Raw genomic sequence first — 15,868 nt, forward strand, 5'->3', positions numbered from 1 at the left:
GGCTTCCTTTGGACTGCTTCACATGTATACTATTAAGAACTGTAATTATGCATATGGGAAGCCTGAACATGCGCATTGCGATTTTAATGACCAACACGGACGAAAGCGCCTTTGCCCACAGGTACCCGAAGGATGGTGAGAAATTCACCGCCTTGATCCAGATGGCGCGGCCAGAGTGGCACTGCGATGTCTATGCAGTGAAGGATGGAGTTTTCCCAGAAAACATAAGGTGTTACGATGGTGCTATGATCACCGGAAGCCCCGCTTCCACCCGGTCAGGGGCGCATTGGGTTGCACAGCTTTTGGATCTGATCCGGCAGATGCACGCGATGCGGCTGCCGCTTTTTGGGGCCTGTTTTGGCCATCAGGCGATTGCGCTCGCGCTAGGTGGTCGTGTCGACAATCTGCCCGGTGGCTGGGTGCATGGCCGCACCGAGAATCATCTGGTCGCACGCCCGGAGTGGGCTTCAGATCTGCCGGATGTGGTCTCCATCTACGGGTCGCATGTGGAATATGTCTGCACCCTGCCCAAAGGCGCGCAACCGCTGATGTCCCGCGCGGACCATACCACCGGCTTTATGATTGGAGATCACATAGCCACCAGCCAGCACCACCCGGAAATGACTCATGCGTTCATCTGCGCCCTGACCGAAGAACTGCGGCAGAAAATGGGACCTGAGGTCTATGCAAGGGCGCAAGAGAGCCTTGCGCAAGAGGTGGATCAGCCCGCACTGGCGGAGGCGATCGCACGGTTTTTTGAGACCGCAAGCGCTAGCCGAGGGCGGCCAGCAGATCCATCACCGTGACCTGATCAAACTGCACATGCGCGCGCATTGCGGCCTCTGCCCCATTGCGATCATGCGAGAGGATCAGCTCTGCAATCTCGCGATGCTCCAGCGCGGATTGGGCGATGGCACCAGGATAGCGATAGCGCGCACGATAATAGGCCATGAGCTTGCGGGCATTGGTCTTGATCATCTCGACCAGGAACGGATTGGCCGCGCCGAGCGCCACTGTCTCATGAAAACGCAGATTGAGCTGATAATACCCATCAGGATCAGCGTCGCCCTTCGAGCTGGCGTGGTCTGCGCAGTCCTTCGTAATTCGCTCGAGTTCGGCGCGCAAATCCGGCGATATTCTTCGCGCCGCAAGCCCTGCGGCCTGCCCTTCCAGTTGCGCATGCACCTCTTGGATGGCGAGGAATTCTTCGAGCGTGGGTTTGAACAGAACTGCGCCTTTGCGCGGCAGTCGGCGGATCAGGCCGGTAGCCTCCAGTTGGATATAGGCCTCCCGGATCGGGGTGCGTGAGACGCCGTGATGGGAGGCCAGGGCGGCTTCGTCGATCTCTTGGCCCGGCGCGAGGCGGCCAGCGTCGATGTCCGCAAGGATTGCGCCAATCAGTGTCTCCGTCTGCCCCGCCATTGCGTTCTCCTGTTGCGTGATCCCTGCTTACGGCAGCGTCGGCGGACTTGGCAACTCTGCGCGATGGCATGCAGGCCCATCTCGAATGCGTTACTGAATTTCCATTTCGTGCATTTTTCGGTTACATTTCACTTGAGCCGAATCATTAGCGGGCGTAGATTGCCCTGCAAGCGCCCCACCAAGTTGAGGCGCGCTAGGTTACACACCACGTCACACGGGCCGAAGATTGGGCCAGCACCGGAGGAGCCAGCCATGTACGCGCAGATGGTCAAATCGACCGGCACGGGAGTTAAATCTACCGAGGAAATGAGCGCCGAAGAGCGCGCGTTTCAGGCCCGTATCGATGCGGGCGAAAAAATCGAGCCGAAAGACTGGATGCCCGAGGGCTATCGCAAGACGCTGATCCGCCAGATCGGCCAGCACGCGCATTCCGAGATTGTCGGCCAGCTGCCCGAGGGCAACTGGATCACCCGCGCACCGACGCTGGAACGCAAGGCGATCCTGCTGGCGAAAGTACAAGACGAGGCGGGCCACGGGCTCTATCTCTACTGTGCCGCTGAAACGCTGGGCGTCAGCCGTGACGAGATGACCGAGATGCTCTTGGACGGGCGGATGAAGTATTCGTCGATCTTCAACTATCCGACCCTGACATGGGCCGATATGGGTGCTGTCGGCTGGCTCGTGGATGGCGCGGCGATCATGAACCAGGTGCCGCTGCAGCGCACCTCCTTTGGCCCCTATTCGCGTGCGATGATCCGGGTGTGCAAGGAAGAGAGTTTTCATCAGCGTCAGGGCTTTGACATCATGATGAAGATGGCGCAGGGCACGCCGCAGCAAAAAGCGATGGCTCAGGATGCGCTCAACCGCTTCTGGTATCCGGCGCTGATGATGTTCGGCCCCTCGGACAAGGACTCGGTGCATTCCGCGCAGTCGATGGCGTGGAAAATCAAGATGAACACCAATGACGAGCTGCGCCAGAAGTTCGTCGATCAGACCGTGCCACAGGCGGAATACCTCGGCCTAACCGTGCCGGACGAGAACCTCAAATGGAACGAGGAAAAGGGCGGCTACGACTTTTCCGAGCCCGACTGGGAAGAGTTCTTTGAGGTCATCAAAGGCAACGGCCCCTGCAACACCGACCGCCTGGCCGCGCGCAACAAGGCCTGGGACGACGGCAAATGGGTGCGCGAGGGCATGATGGCCCACGCCGAAAAGAAACGCGCCCGCAAGATGGCGGCGGAGTAAGCACCTCCTTCGTTTTGACATTCCCTGCGGCAGCGCCGGGCGTGCCCTGCCTCAGCACCGAAAGGACCAAACATGAAAACCGAATGGCCCCTCTGGGAAATCTTCATCCGCGGCCAGCACGGCCTCAGCCACCGTCACGTCGGCAGCCTACATGCGCCGGACGCTGAAATGGCGATCAAGAACGCCCGCGACGTCTACACCCGCCGCAATGAAGGTGTGTCAATCTGGGTGGTCGAGGCGGCGCAGATCACGGCCTCCTCGCCTTCCGAGAAGGGTCCGCTTTACGAACCCTCCGAGAGCAAGGTCTACCGTCACCCATCGTTTTACGACATTCCCGAAGACGTGGGGGCGATGTGATGTCGCACGACGCTGCCTTTTATGAATTCCTCTTGCGGATGGGGGACAACACCCTGATCCTCGGCCATCGCGTCAGCGAATGGTGCGGTCATGCGCCTGTTCTTGAAGAGGATATCGCGCTTGCCAACACCGCGCTCGATCTCATCGGTCAGACCCAGATGTGGCTTGGACTTGCGGCTGAAGTACAGGGCGAGGGCAAGACCGCAGATGATCTGGCCTTCCTGCGCGACGCCTGGGATTTTCGCAATCTGCTGCTGGTCGAGATGCCAAACGGCGACTTTGGCCAAACCTTGATGCGCCAGTTCCTGTTTGATGCCTGGCATGTGCTGCAACTGCGCGCGCTGACTGGGTCGTCTGACGAACGCATCGCCGCGATTGCGGCAAAAGCGGTGAAGGAAGCGACCTACCATCTCGAACGCTCTGCCGAGACGGTGGTAGGCCTTGGCGACGGAACCGAGGAAAGCCACGCCAGAATGCAGGCGGCGCTTGATTACCTTTACCCCTATGTGGGTGAAATGTTCCTGAGCGACGTGGTCGATGCCGCGCTGGTCGAGGCCGGGATTGCGCCGGATCCTGCGAGTTTGCGCGCGGACTACGATGACACGCTCGCCCGCGTTCTTGGCGAAGCGACGCTGGCGCTCCCCAAGGCGCGCCGCGCCCGTGGTGGGGGCCGCGATGGTAAGATGCACACCGAACACCTCGGCCATCTGCTGACCACGATGCAGTGGATGCAGCGCGCCTATCCGGGCGCGACGTGGTAATGTTTTTGCTGCGCTTTCCTTTTGCCCAGAGGGCCACGTCCGGCCCGGCGGGGTGGGCGGGGAACGCCCGCCCCGTGGGGGGCGGGACGGGCGTGGCCCGGCCTATCGGCCGGACCGGAGGTTCATCGTGACCGACACGCAATCCAACCAACCCGCCCTCGCGCAGATCTGGGAATGGCTTGACGCGGTGCCCGATCCGGAAATCCCAGTGATCTCGCTCGTCGATCTTGGGATCGTGCGCAATGTTGAATGGGGTGACGATCGCCTCATCGTCACGCTGACGCCGACCTATTCGGGCTGCCCGGCCACCTCGGTCATTCGACTGGATGTGGAAACTGCGCTGGCGGCGCATGGGATCGAACGCGTTGAGATCAAAACACAAATTGCGCCACCCTGGACCACCGACTGGCTCTCGGACAAGGGACGCGCACGGCTTGAGGAATATGGCATTGCCCCCCCCTCCCCTGCCGGTGGTCCCGATCATTGCCCGCGCTGCGGCAGCCCGGATGTGACCCGCGTGAGCCAGTTTGGCTCCACCCCTTGCAAGGCCCATTGGCGCTGTACCAGCTGCCTTGAGCCATTCGACTATTTCAAGTGTATCTGAGGAGGCTCGCTCCATGGCCCGCTTTCACCCTCTCGAAGTCACCGACATCAAGAAAACCATCCGCGACGCGGTTGTGGTCACGCTGAAGCCCCTCAATGGTGCGGCTGCGGAGTTCGACTTTACCCAAGGCCAATATCTGACGTTCCGGCGTGATTTTGACGGCACCGAGCTGCGCCGCAGCTATTCGATCTGTGCGGGCAAGGACGAAGGCATCCTGCAGGTCGGCATCAAGCGCGTGGATGGCGGGGCCTTTTCCACCTGGGCCAATACGGTCCTCAAGGTCGGTGACACGGTCGAAGCGATGCCGCCGCAGGGGCGGTTTTTCACCGATCTCGATGCCGCCGCCGAGAAACACTATCTCGGCTTTGCCGGGGGCTCTGGCATCACGCCGGTGCTGTCGATCCTGAAGACCACCCTGCAGGCAGAGCCTCAGTCTCGTTTCACGCTGGTCTACGCCAACAAGGGCATCAACTCGATCATGTTCCGCGAGGAAATCGAGGATCTGAAGAACCGCTACATGGGGCGCCTGTCCGTCATTCATGTGCTGGAAACAGATGCGCAAGAGGTCGATCTCTTCACCGGTCTGGTGACGCAGGAGAAATGCGCCGAGCTGTTTGAGCGCTGGATTCCGATCCAGAGCGTCGACACGGCGTTTATCTGTGGACCCGAACCGATGATGCTCGGCATAGCCGAAGCCCTGCGCACGGCAGGGCTCTCGGATGAGCAGATCAAGTTCGAGCTCTTCGCGTCCAATCAGCCGGGGCGGGCTGCAAAGAAGGCCACAAGTGGTGATGCAGCGGCCAGCGCCCCGGTCACGGCGGCGATCACGCTGGATGGGGCCACGCGCTCTGTCACCCTGGATCGCAATACCAGCGTTCTGGAAGCCGCTCTGGAAAATGCGATGGACGCGCCCTGGTCCTGTCGGGCGGGCGTGTGTTCCACCTGCCGCTGCCGCGTCATCGAGGGCGAGGTCGAAATGGCCGCGAACCATGCGCTTGAAGATGACGAAGTGGCCAAAGGCTTCGTGCTCTCCTGCCAAGCTTACCCGCTGAGCGACGCCCTTGTGGTGAGCTACGACGAGTAGTCTGATAGACCCCGCCTGATCGCGCCGGCGGGGCCGCAGGCCCTGTGGAATGTGTCGATTTGGCCTTTCGGCTGGACCTCCTGAGGCACGCGCCCTAACGTCCCGACAGATCACCTAAGACATTCCAAAATCCGAGGTTCCCCTATGGCTGTCGGCAAGACCATTCGTACTTATTTCAACGGCCAGTGGCATGACGGCGATGTGCCGATCATGTCCGCCGCCGATCACGCCGCGTGGCTCGGCTCTTCCATTTTTGACGGCGCGCGCTGGTTTGATGGGGTGAGCCCGGATCTTGATAAACACTGCGCGCGGGCCAATGCCTCTGCCGAGGCGCTGATGATGGCGGCCACCGTGCCTGCCGACGAGATGGTCGAGATTGTGCGCGAGGGTCTGAAAGGATTCTCCCCCGATAGCGCGGTCTATATCCGCCCGATGTACTGGGCGACTGATGGGGACCAGACCCTGATCGCGCCGGCGCCCGAGGCGACCCAATTTGCCATCAGCCTCGAAGAAATTCCGATGGCAGCAGAGAGCGCGTCTGCGACGCTGACCCGCACCCAATTTCGCCGCCCGGTGTTGGAATCTTCGGTGGTCAATGCCAAGGCCGGCTGTCTTTATCCCAACAATGCCCGCATGTTACGCGAGGCACGCGCCAAGGGCTTCACCAATACGCTCACCTGCGATGTGATGGGGAATGTGGCCGAAACCGCCACCGCCAATATCTTCATGGTGAAGGATGGCGAAGTCTTTACCCCGATTGCAAATGGCACCTTTCTGGCGGGGATCACCCGCGCGCGCCACATCGAGAACATGCGCGCAGATGGGATCACCGTACATGAGGCGGTGCTGAGTTATGCCCATTTTGAGACTGCGGATGAGGTCTTTATGTCCGGCAACATGTCCAAGGTCACACCGGTCACCGCTTTTGACGATGTGAGCTATCAACACGGCCCAGTCACTCGCCGTGTGCGCGAGCTCTACTGGGATTGGGCGAAATCCGGGGCCTGAAACGGCGCAATCTCTCGCCTCATCCCAGACCTCTGGCCAAGTACATCCATCCCGTGCTGAAGCGCTGCGGATCTTTGGGGCATCGCGGCGTGCGAGTTCTATTGCGCGGGGTGGTTGCATCCGCCAATATGACATGAAGAAGTCAGCAGAGGTTTAGATGCGCAAGTTTCTTGTCGTGTTGGACGACAGCCGAGAATGCCTGAATGCGATGCGCTTTGCCGCGATGCGCGCCGCCAATACTGGCGGTGGCGTCGTCATCCTGTCGGTGATCCCGCCGGATGAATTCAATCACTGGATCGGGGTCGGTGAAGTCATGCGTGAAGAGGCGCGCGAACGGATTCATGCGCATTTTGAGGTCTTCGCGAAATGGATGCGCGACCGGCAGGGCGTGGACCCGGAACTGGTGATCCGCGAAGGCGATACGGTTCCCGAAATCCTCGCCCAGATCGAAGCGGATCCCGAGGTGGGTGTTCTGGTGCTGGGCGCGGCCAGCGATCGCAAGGGCCCCGGCCCGATCGTGACACAACTGACCCGGACGGCAGGCACGCTGCCGTTTCCGATCACAATTGTGCCTGGCGATATGTCGAAAGAGCGGCTTGAAGCAATCACCTGAGCAGGGCTTGCTCGCTTTGGACCCGCTCGTGGCGCGGCCCTGAAGACAGCTATGTGCAGTCGTGGCATTGCGCCCTGGTGGGTGGCATCACCGCGCGGCCGGTCTTGAGAGAATAAATCGATCGATTGCCTATCAGGACACGACCCAAACACGGTGGACCAAACACGGCTGGTTCAGTCGCCCCAGACCACCCCGACACGAGCCTCACCAGAGATATGAATGCCGGGGTCTGTCGGCTCGACCGGCTCCTTGAGAGGGGCGCCACTGTAGTCGCAGCCGGAGATCCCCATCAGGCACAGGAACAACGCTGCGCGCATCATAGGCCAATGCTCACGCTTACGGGACCTTTCCGGACCCCGATTGCGCCGCCGACATGCACGCCGCTGCCGGAAATCCCAAGACCCGCATTGAGGCTCGGACGCACCGGCTCCCCATCCGCACCGCATGCTGCAAGCAGCGCCGCTACACCCAAACACATCAGAACGCGGGTCATGTTATCTCTCCTTGTCTCAGGGGGTTAGCCCAAGATCTCTTTCCAACGCGCCACCTGCGCGCGTACCTGCGCGGGAGCGGTGCCGCCGTAAGACATGCGCGAGTTTACTGAATTCTCCACGCCCAACACGGTAAAGATATCCTCGGTGATGCCCTCATGCACAGACTTCATGTCTTCAAGGCTCAGATCCGGCAGATCCACGCCGCGGCCCTCGGCCATCGCGACGAGCGCGCCGGTCACATGGTGGGCATCCCGGAACGGCACTTTCAGGACCCGCACCATCCAGTCCGCCAGATCGGTGGCCGTCGAGAAACCGGACCCCGCCGCGGCCGCAAGGCTTTCGCGGTTGCCGGTCATGTCCTTCACCATGCCTTCCATCGCAGCAAGTGCGAGCATCCAGTTATCGGCGGCGTCAAAGACCTGCTCTTTGTCTTCCTGCATGTCCTTGGAATAGGCCAGCGGCAGGCCCTTCATCACCATCATCAGCGCCGTGTTAGCGCCAAAGATCCGTCCCACCTTGGCGCGGATCAGTTCGGCGGCGTCTGGGTTTTTCTTTTGCGGCATGATCGAGGAGCCAGTGGAGAAACGATCCGAAAGCGTCACAAAGCGGAACTGCGCCGAGGACCAGATCACCAGTTCTTCGGCAAAGCGCGACAGATGCATGGCGCAGATAGAGGCAACCGAGAGGAACTCCAGCGCGAAGTCACGATCCGACACCGCATCGAGCGAATTGGCCGTCGGGCGATCAAACCCCAGCGCCTTGGCGGTCATCTCGCGATCAATCGGGAACGAAGTCCCTGCCAGCGCCGCAGAACCCAGGGGCGACTCGTTCATGCGCTTGCGCGCATCGCGCACCCGGCTGAGGTCGCGGCCAAACATCTCCACATAGGCCATCATGTGATGCCCCCATGTGACCGGCTGCGCGGTTTGCAGATGGGTAAAGCCCGGCATCACCCAATCCGCGCCAGCCTCGGCCTGATCGACCAGCGCTTTGATCAGCGCGAGAAGACCCTTTTCAGCGGCATCGAATTGGTCGCGCACCCAGAGTTTGAAATCGGTTGCGACCTGGTCGTTGCGCGAGCGACCTGTATGCAGACGACCTGCAGGCTCGCCAATGATCTCTTTGAGGCGCGCTTCGACATTCATGTGAATGTCTTCGAGCGCAGTAGAGAACTGAAAACTGCCGCTTTCAATCTCTGACAAAACGGTGAGCAGCCCTTCACGGATCGCCTCGGCGTCATTATCCGTAATGACACCGGTCGCGGCGAGCATCGCCGCATGAGCCCGAGAGCCAGCAATATCCTGCGCTGCCATGCGCTGGTCGAACCCGATAGAGGCATTAATTGCCTCCATGATCGCGTCCGGTCCGGCGGCAAAGCGGCCGCCCCACATCTGGTTCGAGGTCTTGTCTGTCATGGCCCAACCTTGGAGATACTATGCGTATTGTTCGTCAGCTTTCCCTTTATATGGCCCTTGCCCTAGGTGCAAATGCCGCCTTCGGTGCCGACCTCAGCGCGGTAGAAGCCCTGCGCGAGGGCGACATGAAGAAACTGGTCTTTCACACCGAGGCAAAACCGGCGTCTGATGCGACGTTCGAGCTGGCGGATGAGGCCGGTCAGGGGCATCTGTCCGACTATGAGGGCAAGTATGTCTTGCTGAACTTCTGGGCCACATGGTGCCCGCCCTGCCGCAAGGAAATGCCGATGCTATCGGCGCTGCAGGAGGAATTTGGCGGCGACAGCTTTGAGGTCGTGACCTTGGCGACGGGGCGTAACAACCCGGCCGGGATCAAGAAATTCTTCGACGAAATCGGTGTCACCAACCTGCCACGTCACCAAGACCCCAAGAGCGCCGTGGCGCGCGACATGACGGTACTGGGTCTGCCCATCACCGTGATCCTCGATCCAAAAGGCAATGAGATTGCGCGTCTGCGCGGTGAAGCGGACTGGAATTCCGACAGTGCGCGGGCGGTCATTCGCGCCTTGGTTGCGGGATCCTGAGGCTGCTCTCTCGGTCGGCGGGACCCTGTGTTCCAGGGTCCTGCCGAGGGTAACTAAAATTCGCGTTTTAATTCCTGCTCAACTCTTTTGAGAGACGGTAGAGTTCAATTTACAACTCGGATGGCTTCCCTTGCGCAAGGGCACCGCAAACCGTTGGGGCTGAGAACGTGAAGAAACGGCATTTCTGGAAAAACGACATCCCGGAAGGGGCAGAAAACCCGCTATCGGCCGCCATCGTGGCGCGCGATCGCAATGTTGTGGATATGGTGGCAGAGGCCGTACGACACGATCAAACCCTCCTCGCCTACCAGCCCGTTGTGCAAAGCCGCGCGCCCGACGCGATTGCCTTTTACGAGGGCTACATCCGCGTAATGGACGCCACCGGCCGCATCATCCCCGCGCGCGAATTCATGAGCGTGATTGAGGATCGCGAACTGGGGCGCAAACTCGACTGCCTTGCGCTTGAACAAGGGCTGCGCGTTCTGCAGCGCAATCCCAATATCCGCCTCTCGATCAACATGTCCGCCCGCTCTATCGGCTACAGCCAGTGGAACAAGGTTCTGGAACGGTTTCTTGAGCGCGATCAGTTCCTAGGCGAGCGACTGGTGCTGGAAATTTCCGAAGCCTCTGCCATGGCGACACCCGAACTCGTGATCGACTTTATGGACCAGATGCAGCAGCACGGCATTGCCTTTGCGCTCGACAACTTCGGGGCTGGCACCACTGCCATCGGCCACTTCCGTGACTTCTTTTTTGATGCGGTGAAGATCGATGGCCAATATGTGCGTGGGGTTCACGCCAGTCACGACAATCAGGCGGTCATCAAGGCGCTGATCGCCATTGCCAAGCAGTTCGACATGTTCATCGTGGCGGAGTCGGTTGAACGGCAGGAGGATGCCGACTTCCTTATCGAGGCCGGGGTCGATTGCCTGCAGGGGTTTCTCTACGGCGCGCCAACCATTTCACCGCCCTGGCAGAACGAAAACGATTCGCGCGCCCGCGCCTGAGCGCTGCCATAGACACGGCACAGGTTCCGCATCTAAACGGCAGTTGGACATCCCTGATGCCATAACTGTGATTGGTGTGAACCTGAACCAAAGCCGCGCATGAAGCAGCCCGTTGGGTCCGTCCGGGCCGCTCCCGAAACGTTCACGGTCACGCGCGTCAAAAGGGCGCGACCGCGTTTGTTCCTGACTGGACCTACATCTGCCTCATTATCCATCGTGGAGGGTTAGCGTTTGTTCGGGACTATCCTCTGGTCTCAAGCGCGCACCTTTCCATTGTAAGCCTCACCTCTAACATGTTTCCAGGGCTGCGCCCCCGTTGCGCCCCCACCCCTGCGGTCTTGCCCTTTCAAATCCGATCAATTCTCTAGCCGCGCAGACGCCTAACCCCTGTGGAACAGTCGAAACCATTGCTGCACGTGCACGGTTGGGCTATGCCTGAAGGGAAGGGAGGAGACGTTGCGCGATCAGGGTAACGCAAAAAGGCCCCACCGCGTCGGCGTTTCCGCAGAAATTGCAGAGGATTGACCGAATGACCAACGTAGTAATTGCATCCGCAGCCCGCACCGCTGTCGGCAGCTTTGGCGGCGCCTTCGCCACCACACCGGCCCATGATCTGGGCGCCGCTGTGCTCGAGGCGGTTGTGGCCCGTGCAGGCATCGACAAATCCGAGGTCTCGGAAACCATCCTGGGCCAGGTGCTGACCGCGGCACAGGGCCAGAACCCCGCCCGGCAGGCCCATATCAATGCAGGTCTGCCCAAAGAATCCGCCGCCTGGGGCATCAACCAGGTCTGTGGCTCCGGTCTGCGCGCTGTTGCGCTTGGCGCGCAGCACATCCAACTGGGCGACGCCTCCATCGTTGCCGCAGGTGGTCAGGAAAACATGACTCTCAGCCCCCATGCTGCCAACCTGCGTGCCGGTCACAAGATGGGTGACATGAGCTACATCGACACGATGATCCGCGACGGGCTGTGGGACGCGTTCAACGGCTATCACATGGGTCAGACCGCCGAGAACGTGGCAGAGCAATGGCAGATCTCGCGCGACATGCAGGACGAGTTTGCGGTTGCCTCTCAAAACAAAGCCGAAGCCGCCCAGAAAGCGGGCAAGTTTGCCGATGAGATCACGCCCTTTGTGGTGAAGCATCGCAAGGGCGACATCACCGTGGACGCGGATGAATACATCCGTCACGGCGCAACCATTGAGGCGATGCAGAAACTGCGCCCCGCCTTCACGCGCGATGGCTCGGTCACCGCGGCGAACGCGTCCGGTCTGAATGATGGCGCGGCCGCGACCCTCTTGATGAGCGCGGATGAAGCCGAAAAACGCGGAATCGAGCCGCTTGCCCGCATCGCGTCCTACGCAACCGCCGGCCTTGATCCGTCGATCATGGGTGTTGGCCCGGTCTTTGCCTCCCGCAAGGCACTCGACAAGGCGGGTTGGAGCGTGGACGATCTGGATCTGGTCGAAGCCAACGAGGCCTTTGCCGCGCAGGCCTGTGCAGTGAACAAGGACATGGGCTGGAACCCTGAAATCGTGAACGTCAACGGCGGCGCGATTGCAATCGGCCACCCGATTGGCGCGTCTGGGTGCCGCGTTCTGAACACCCTGCTGTTTGAAATGAAACGCCGTGGCGCCAAGAAAGGCCTCGCGACACTCTGCATCGGTGGGGGCATGGGCGTCGCTATGTGCGTAGAGCGCCCGTAAAACGTGCAAGGATGCTTGCAAAATAGGCAGTTTTTAGGGGCGTCCGCGGGCGCCCCTTTGTTTTTCGTTTCCCCGTTACAATCTAAAGCATAGTGTAGGCGCAGCCTGATGCACGGCGGCTTTCTGCATGTGCAAATTGGTTGCGAAATTTTATTGCCCCTTGACTGCGCAGTGTGCAATAAGATTGCGAAGTGAAGTAAAGAAGTTGGAGGACACCTCACATGGCTCGTATTGCCCTTGTTACCGGCGGATCACGCGGTATTGGCGCCGCTATTTCAAAGACTCTTCAGGCGCAGGGCTGCCAGGTCGCCGCGACCTATGCCGGCAATGATGCCGCAGCAGCACAGTTTACCGAAGAAACCGGGATCAAGACCTACAAGTGGAACGTGGCCGACTATGAGGACAGCAAGGCCGGGATCGCACAAGTCGAAGCCGACCTTGGCCCGATCGACATTGTCGTTGCCAACGCGGGGATCACCCGCGATGCGCCATTTCACAAAATGCAACCTGAACAATGGCAACAGGTGATCGACACCAACCTCACTGGCGTGTTCAACACCGTGCACCCGGTCTGGCCCGGGATGCGCGAACGGGGTTTTGGCCGCGTTATCGTGATCTCCTCGATCAATGGTCAAAAAGGCCAGTTCGCACAGGTCAACTATGCCGCCACCAAGGCAGGTGACCTCGGCATTATCAAATCCCTTGCGCAAGAAGGCGCCGCCAAGGGGATCACGGCGAACGCGGTTTGCCCGGGCTATATCGCGACAGAAATGGTCATGGCTGTACCTGAAAAAGTGCGCGACGCCATCATCGGTCAGATCCCCACCGGTCGCCTTGGTGAACCCGAGGAAATCGCACGCTGCGTGGCCTTTCTGGCGTCGGATGATGCGTCCTTTATCAATGGTTCGACCATCTCCGCAAATGGCGGCCAGTTCTTCGTGTAATACCTCTCGCGACATTGAAGTGCGCATGAAAAAGGGCCGGTTCTTCACGAACCGGCCCTTGTCATATCCCGTAAGTGCCTGGTTTCAGCTCGCGCGCGCTGAGGCCCAGCGGGAAATCCGGATGCCGTGCGACGACGCGCGACGGCGGGAAAACATCCATGTGAGCGCATCACGCAGGACCTGCGCACGCGCTTCGTGGGCCCGGGCCATGCCCTGTTTCACTTCGGCTGTTGCAGCATATTCAATCATCCTGAGCACCTTTCGGTTTAGCGTCTCTGTTGTGGGTTCAATATGCGCATTTGAAGCATTGACGACAAACGAGAGTTTTGCGACGCTCAGTTAAGTTATTCTTGAGTGTCAAATGTCAGACCGACTCCCCCCTCTCACAGCTTTGCGCGCGTTTGACGCTGCCGCGAGACATATGTCTTTTGCAAAAGCCGCCGACGAGCTCAGCGTGACGCCTGCGGCCCTGTCTTTTCAGATCAAATCGCTGGAGGAGCATCTGGGCGCGCCGCTCTTTCGCCGTCTCAACCGCGCCGTCGAGCTCACAGAGGCAGGTGCGGCGCTTGCGCCTGGCGTGGATGAGGGGTTTCAGGCCCTGAGCGCGGCGTGGCGGCAAGCGCGGCGGGTTCTCGATACCACGTCGCTCACCGTGACCGCAGGGCCAGCGCTGACGGCAAAGTGGTTGGCGCCACGGCTCTATGAGTTTGCCCGCAGCCACCCGGACATTGACCTGCGCTTGTCTGCAGGCCTCAAGATGGTGGACCTGCGGCGCGATCACGTCGATGTGGCCATTCGATTTGGCTATAGCGTTGACGATTATCTTGTGGCGCAAGCCGCGCGCCCTGAATGGCTGACGCCTGTGATGACGCCGGAGCTATGCGCAAAGTACCCAACTCCCCAGAGCCTGCGCGATGCGCCTCTCATCTATGATGACAGCATCGGTTTTCTCAGCCCATCTTGTGATTGGCCAACATGGTTCCGCGCCATGGGGCTGGAGTTCACACCCGGTCACGGCACGCATTTTTCTCACGCTGATCACGCCATCGACGCTGCCTGCGCCGGGCTCGGCGTGGCGCTCGGGCGACGCCCGATGATCATCAAGGATGTACAGGAGGGGCGCCTGGTTGCGCCCTTCAAGGTCGCGATCGAAACAGATGCCAAGTTTCATTTCCTCTGCTTGCCCAGTTCGCAGGATCGCCCGCAGATCAGGGCTTTTCGCGAATGGTTCTTTTCGGAGATTGAGAAAACGGCGCATATGTGGGACGACTTCACGATTATCCCCGTTAAGGATCTTTAGCCAGATATGACTCGTCCTCGCGCTACTGCAGTCGGATTTGTTGCCGTTCTTCTGTGGGCGCTTCTGGCGCTCTTGACGTTCGGTTCCAGCCCAACGCCCCCCCTGCTTCTCAACACCATCTGTTTCACCATCGGCGGCATCATCGGCCTGATCTGGGTGCAGATGACGGGCAGCTGGGCAGAGCTCAGACGAGTCCGGCTTAGGGTCTATGCCTTCGGATCGATCGGTGTCTTTGGCTATCACGCACTCTACTTTTCTGCCCTGCGCGCGGCGCCTGCGGCCGAGGCTGGCCTGATTGCTTATCTCTGGCCTTTGCTGATCGTCCTCTTGTCGGGCCTCCTACCCGGAGAGCGGTTGCGTGCGGGGCATTTCATCGGCGCAGTTTTAGGGTTTGCCGGAGCGGCCTGCATTATCACCGGTGGCGGTGTCGGCTTTCAGGCGCAGTATCTCCCGGGCTACGGTCTTGCACTGCTCTGCGCCCTCTTTTGGTCCAGCTACTCCGTCGGATCTCGCCTCATTGGGGACGCGCCGACGTCATCGGTGGCTGTGTTCTGCCTTTTGAGCGCTGTTGCTTCTGGCGCATTGCATGTTCTGCTTGAGGACACCATCTGGCCTGCGAACTCGCTGGGGTGGGCCTCGGCGCTGTTGTTGGGCTTAGGTCCTGTGGGGCTGGCCTTTTACGTTTGGGACATCGGGGTCAAGCAGGGGGACATCCAGATGCTTGGAACCAGCTCCTATGCGGCGCCCTTGTTGTCGACGTTGATTCTGGTGCTCGCCGGGATCGCCGCCCCCACCTGGGGACTGGCACTGGCGACTGTGTTGATCACGGCAGGCGCCGTACTGGCAGCGCGTGCCTCTGCCAAGGCCCCTGCGCACACCCTCGTCGAGGGGCAAACCGTGACACCGCCTGCCGGATAATCTCAGCTGGAACAAGAAAGGCCCCGCATCTGGCGGAGCCTTGGCTTCTGGTTCTGCGGGTGATCTCACTGCAGACTGCAGTGCGCTCTAGGGCGCGTCGGCGCAGGGGCCGACGCAGCTTTGATCAGACTGGCGACAGACGCTCAATCTCGTCTTTCAGGCGCAGCTTCTCTTTCTTGAGGGACTTCACATGCATGCGGTCAATAGCTGGAGATCTTTCCGCTTGTTCGACTTCAAAACTCAGATGCTCGTGCTTCTTCTTCAATTGGTTCAGATGCGAGCTGAGGCTCATGTCGTTCCTCCTTCTACAAAGCTTGATGTCATCAACATGGGGATTGGAGCATGCTTCTTTCAAGCTGTCACGCTGCATACGCACAATTCGGAACGTTTCTTTCCTACAATTTGCA

Annotated in this window: 20 protein-coding genes; 14 read left to right on the forward strand and 6 right to left on the reverse strand. The window is 60.1% G+C overall.

What is annotated here, in order from left to right:
- Positions 1 to 47 precede the first annotated feature (47 nt).
- A complete protein-coding gene (locus tag TM1040_RS04080; protein WP_254658811.1) occupies positions 48 to 806 on the forward strand; it encodes a type 1 glutamine amidotransferase in 759 nt (252 codons plus the stop codon).
- Here TM1040_RS04080 and TM1040_RS04085 read toward each other — a convergent pair.
- Complete coding sequence (locus TM1040_RS04085; RefSeq protein ID WP_011537328.1) at positions 772 to 1,422, reverse strand: GntR family transcriptional regulator; 651 nt, start codon at positions 1,420 to 1,422, stop codon at positions 772 to 774. The genes TM1040_RS04080 and TM1040_RS04085 overlap by 35 nt on opposite strands.
- Positions 1,423 to 1,674: 252 nt before the next feature.
- Here TM1040_RS04085 and paaA point away from each other — a divergent pair, with 252 nt between their 5' ends.
- The 7 genes from paaA (at position 1,675) to TM1040_RS04120 (ending at position 7,094) form a co-directional block, all read left to right on the forward strand.
- Positions 1,675 to 2,667 carry a 1,2-phenylacetyl-CoA epoxidase subunit PaaA gene (gene paaA / locus TM1040_RS04090; RefSeq protein ID WP_011537329.1) on the forward strand — a complete coding sequence of 331 codons (993 nt, stop codon included), beginning with the start codon at positions 1,675 to 1,677 and terminating at the stop codon, positions 2,665 to 2,667.
- 72 nt (positions 2,668 to 2,739) lie between these two features.
- Positions 2,740 to 3,024 carry a 1,2-phenylacetyl-CoA epoxidase subunit PaaB gene (paaB, locus tag TM1040_RS04095; RefSeq protein ID WP_011537330.1) on the forward strand — a complete coding sequence of 95 codons (285 nt, stop codon included), beginning with the start codon at positions 2,740 to 2,742 and terminating at the stop codon, positions 3,022 to 3,024.
- Positions 3,024 to 3,785, forward strand: coding sequence for a 1,2-phenylacetyl-CoA epoxidase subunit PaaC (paaC, locus tag TM1040_RS04100; protein WP_011537331.1), 762 nt, complete (start codon positions 3,024 to 3,026; stop codon positions 3,783 to 3,785). Before paaB ends, paaC begins: the two co-directional genes overlap by 1 nt.
- 127 nt (positions 3,786 to 3,912) lie before the next feature.
- On the forward strand, positions 3,913 to 4,389 hold the full coding sequence (gene paaD / locus TM1040_RS04105) for a 1,2-phenylacetyl-CoA epoxidase subunit PaaD (protein WP_011537332.1): 477 nt from the start codon (positions 3,913 to 3,915) through the stop codon (positions 4,387 to 4,389).
- Positions 4,390 to 4,402: 13 nt separating this feature from the next.
- On the forward strand, positions 4,403 to 5,473 hold the full coding sequence (locus TM1040_RS04110; RefSeq protein ID WP_011537333.1) for a 2Fe-2S iron-sulfur cluster-binding protein: 1,071 nt from the start codon (positions 4,403 to 4,405) through the stop codon (positions 5,471 to 5,473).
- Between the two features lie 144 nt (positions 5,474 to 5,617).
- Complete coding sequence (locus TM1040_RS04115; RefSeq protein WP_011537334.1) at positions 5,618 to 6,481, forward strand: branched-chain amino acid aminotransferase; 864 nt, start codon at positions 5,618 to 5,620, stop codon at positions 6,479 to 6,481.
- A 157-nt stretch (positions 6,482 to 6,638) separates the two neighbouring features.
- Complete coding sequence (locus TM1040_RS04120; RefSeq protein ID WP_011537335.1) at positions 6,639 to 7,094, forward strand: universal stress protein; 456 nt, start codon at positions 6,639 to 6,641, stop codon at positions 7,092 to 7,094.
- Positions 7,095 to 7,267: 173 nt separating this feature from the next.
- Here TM1040_RS04120 and TM1040_RS20195 read toward each other — a convergent pair whose 3' ends face one another.
- From TM1040_RS20195 to argH, 3 genes are read right to left on the reverse strand one after another with little or no spacing between them, the layout of a single operon-like run.
- Entirely contained in the window at positions 7,268 to 7,414 is a 147-nt protein-coding gene (locus TM1040_RS20195) for a hypothetical protein (protein ID WP_166485505.1), read from the reverse strand.
- Positions 7,411 to 7,587, reverse strand: coding sequence for a hypothetical protein (locus tag TM1040_RS20200; protein WP_011537336.1), 177 nt, complete (start codon positions 7,585 to 7,587; stop codon positions 7,411 to 7,413). The genes TM1040_RS20195 and TM1040_RS20200 overlap by 4 nt, the downstream gene beginning before the upstream one ends.
- 24 nt (positions 7,588 to 7,611) lie before the next feature.
- A complete protein-coding gene (argH, locus tag TM1040_RS04125; protein ID WP_011537337.1) occupies positions 7,612 to 9,003 on the reverse strand; it encodes an argininosuccinate lyase in 1,392 nt (463 codons plus the stop codon).
- A 20-nt stretch (positions 9,004 to 9,023) separates the two neighbouring features.
- Here argH and TM1040_RS04130 point away from each other — a divergent pair, with 20 nt between their 5' ends.
- The 4 genes from TM1040_RS04130 (at position 9,024) to phbB (ending at position 13,243) form a co-directional block, all read left to right on the forward strand.
- Positions 9,024 to 9,587 carry a TlpA family protein disulfide reductase gene (locus TM1040_RS04130; protein ID WP_011537338.1) on the forward strand — a complete coding sequence of 188 codons (564 nt, stop codon included), beginning with the start codon at positions 9,024 to 9,026 and terminating at the stop codon, positions 9,585 to 9,587.
- A 167-nt stretch (positions 9,588 to 9,754) separates the two neighbouring features.
- Entirely contained in the window at positions 9,755 to 10,594 is an 840-nt protein-coding gene (locus TM1040_RS04135; RefSeq protein WP_011537339.1) for an EAL domain-containing protein, read from the forward strand.
- A gap of 529 nt (positions 10,595 to 11,123) precedes the next feature.
- Positions 11,124 to 12,299, forward strand: coding sequence for an acetyl-CoA C-acetyltransferase (locus TM1040_RS04140; RefSeq protein ID WP_011537340.1), 1,176 nt, complete (start codon positions 11,124 to 11,126; stop codon positions 12,297 to 12,299).
- Between the two features lie 221 nt (positions 12,300 to 12,520).
- Positions 12,521 to 13,243, forward strand: a complete 723-nt coding sequence (gene phbB / locus TM1040_RS04145) for an acetoacetyl-CoA reductase (protein WP_011537341.1) — start codon at positions 12,521 to 12,523, stop codon at positions 13,241 to 13,243.
- 84 nt (positions 13,244 to 13,327) lie between these two features.
- Here phbB and TM1040_RS20205 read toward each other — a convergent pair whose 3' ends face one another.
- Positions 13,328 to 13,492 (reverse strand): hypothetical protein, encoded by a 165-nt coding sequence (locus TM1040_RS20205; protein ID WP_166485506.1) that lies wholly within the window; start codon positions 13,490 to 13,492, stop codon positions 13,328 to 13,330.
- Between the two features lie 112 nt (positions 13,493 to 13,604).
- Between TM1040_RS20205 and TM1040_RS04150 the strand changes: the two genes are divergently transcribed.
- Both TM1040_RS04150 and TM1040_RS04155 read left to right on the forward strand, forming a co-directional pair.
- Complete coding sequence (locus tag TM1040_RS04150; RefSeq protein ID WP_011537342.1) at positions 13,605 to 14,543, forward strand: transcriptional regulator GcvA; 939 nt, start codon at positions 13,605 to 13,607, stop codon at positions 14,541 to 14,543.
- A 6-nt stretch (positions 14,544 to 14,549) separates the two neighbouring features.
- Positions 14,550 to 15,461: an aromatic amino acid exporter YddG gene (locus TM1040_RS04155; protein ID WP_011537343.1), complete on the forward strand. Its 912-nt coding sequence runs from the start codon at positions 14,550 to 14,552 to the stop codon at positions 15,459 to 15,461.
- Between the two features lie 124 nt (positions 15,462 to 15,585).
- Here TM1040_RS04155 and TM1040_RS19960 read toward each other — a convergent pair whose 3' ends face one another.
- Positions 15,586 to 15,753 carry a YdcH family protein gene (locus TM1040_RS19960; protein ID WP_011537344.1) on the reverse strand — a complete coding sequence of 56 codons (168 nt, stop codon included), beginning with the start codon at positions 15,751 to 15,753 and terminating at the stop codon, positions 15,586 to 15,588.
- Positions 15,754 to 15,868: the final 115 nt, after the last annotated feature.

Origin of the sequence: Ruegeria sp. TM1040, from assembly GCF_000014065.1 — a bacterium.
Taxonomy (GTDB): domain Bacteria; phylum Pseudomonadota; class Alphaproteobacteria; order Rhodobacterales; family Rhodobacteraceae; genus Epibacterium.

Bases quoted from the DNA above. Each gene is read 5' to 3' on its own strand.
- argH (WP_011537337.1), bottom strand. From the start codon at position 9,003: ATGACAGACAAGACCTCGAACCAGATGTGGGGCGGCCGCTTTGCCGCC.
- TM1040_RS04150 (WP_011537342.1), top strand. From the start codon at position 13,605: ATGTCAGACCGACTCCCCCCTCTCACAGCTTTGCGCGCGTTTGACGCT.
- TM1040_RS04085 (WP_011537328.1), bottom strand. From the start codon at position 1,422: ATGGCGGGGCAGACGGAGACACTGATTGGCGCAATCCTTGCGGACATC.
- paaB (WP_011537330.1), top strand. From the start codon at position 2,740: ATGAAAACCGAATGGCCCCTCTGGGAAATCTTCATCCGCGGCCAGCAC.
- paaA (WP_011537329.1), top strand. From the start codon at position 1,675: ATGTACGCGCAGATGGTCAAATCGACCGGCACGGGAGTTAAATCTACC.
- TM1040_RS04120 (WP_011537335.1), top strand. From the start codon at position 6,639: ATGCGCAAGTTTCTTGTCGTGTTGGACGACAGCCGAGAATGCCTGAAT.
- TM1040_RS19960 (WP_011537344.1), bottom strand. From the start codon at position 15,753: ATGAGCCTCAGCTCGCATCTGAACCAATTGAAGAAGAAGCACGAGCAT.
- TM1040_RS04155 (WP_011537343.1), top strand. From the start codon at position 14,550: ATGACTCGTCCTCGCGCTACTGCAGTCGGATTTGTTGCCGTTCTTCTG.
- TM1040_RS04115 (WP_011537334.1), top strand. From the start codon at position 5,618: ATGGCTGTCGGCAAGACCATTCGTACTTATTTCAACGGCCAGTGGCAT.
- TM1040_RS04130 (WP_011537338.1), top strand. From the start codon at position 9,024: ATGCGTATTGTTCGTCAGCTTTCCCTTTATATGGCCCTTGCCCTAGGT.
- TM1040_RS20195 (WP_166485505.1), bottom strand. From the start codon at position 7,414: ATGATGCGCGCAGCGTTGTTCCTGTGCCTGATGGGGATCTCCGGCTGC.
- TM1040_RS20200 (WP_011537336.1), bottom strand. From the start codon at position 7,587: ATGACCCGCGTTCTGATGTGTTTGGGTGTAGCGGCGCTGCTTGCAGCA.
- TM1040_RS04110 (WP_011537333.1), top strand. From the start codon at position 4,403: ATGGCCCGCTTTCACCCTCTCGAAGTCACCGACATCAAGAAAACCATC.
- TM1040_RS20205 (WP_166485506.1), bottom strand. From the start codon at position 13,492: ATGATTGAATATGCTGCAACAGCCGAAGTGAAACAGGGCATGGCCCGG.
- TM1040_RS04140 (WP_011537340.1), top strand. From the start codon at position 11,124: ATGACCAACGTAGTAATTGCATCCGCAGCCCGCACCGCTGTCGGCAGC.
- phbB (WP_011537341.1), top strand. From the start codon at position 12,521: ATGGCTCGTATTGCCCTTGTTACCGGCGGATCACGCGGTATTGGCGCC.
- paaC (WP_011537331.1), top strand. From the start codon at position 3,024: ATGTCGCACGACGCTGCCTTTTATGAATTCCTCTTGCGGATGGGGGAC.
- TM1040_RS04080 (WP_254658811.1), top strand. From the start codon at position 48: ATGCATATGGGAAGCCTGAACATGCGCATTGCGATTTTAATGACCAAC.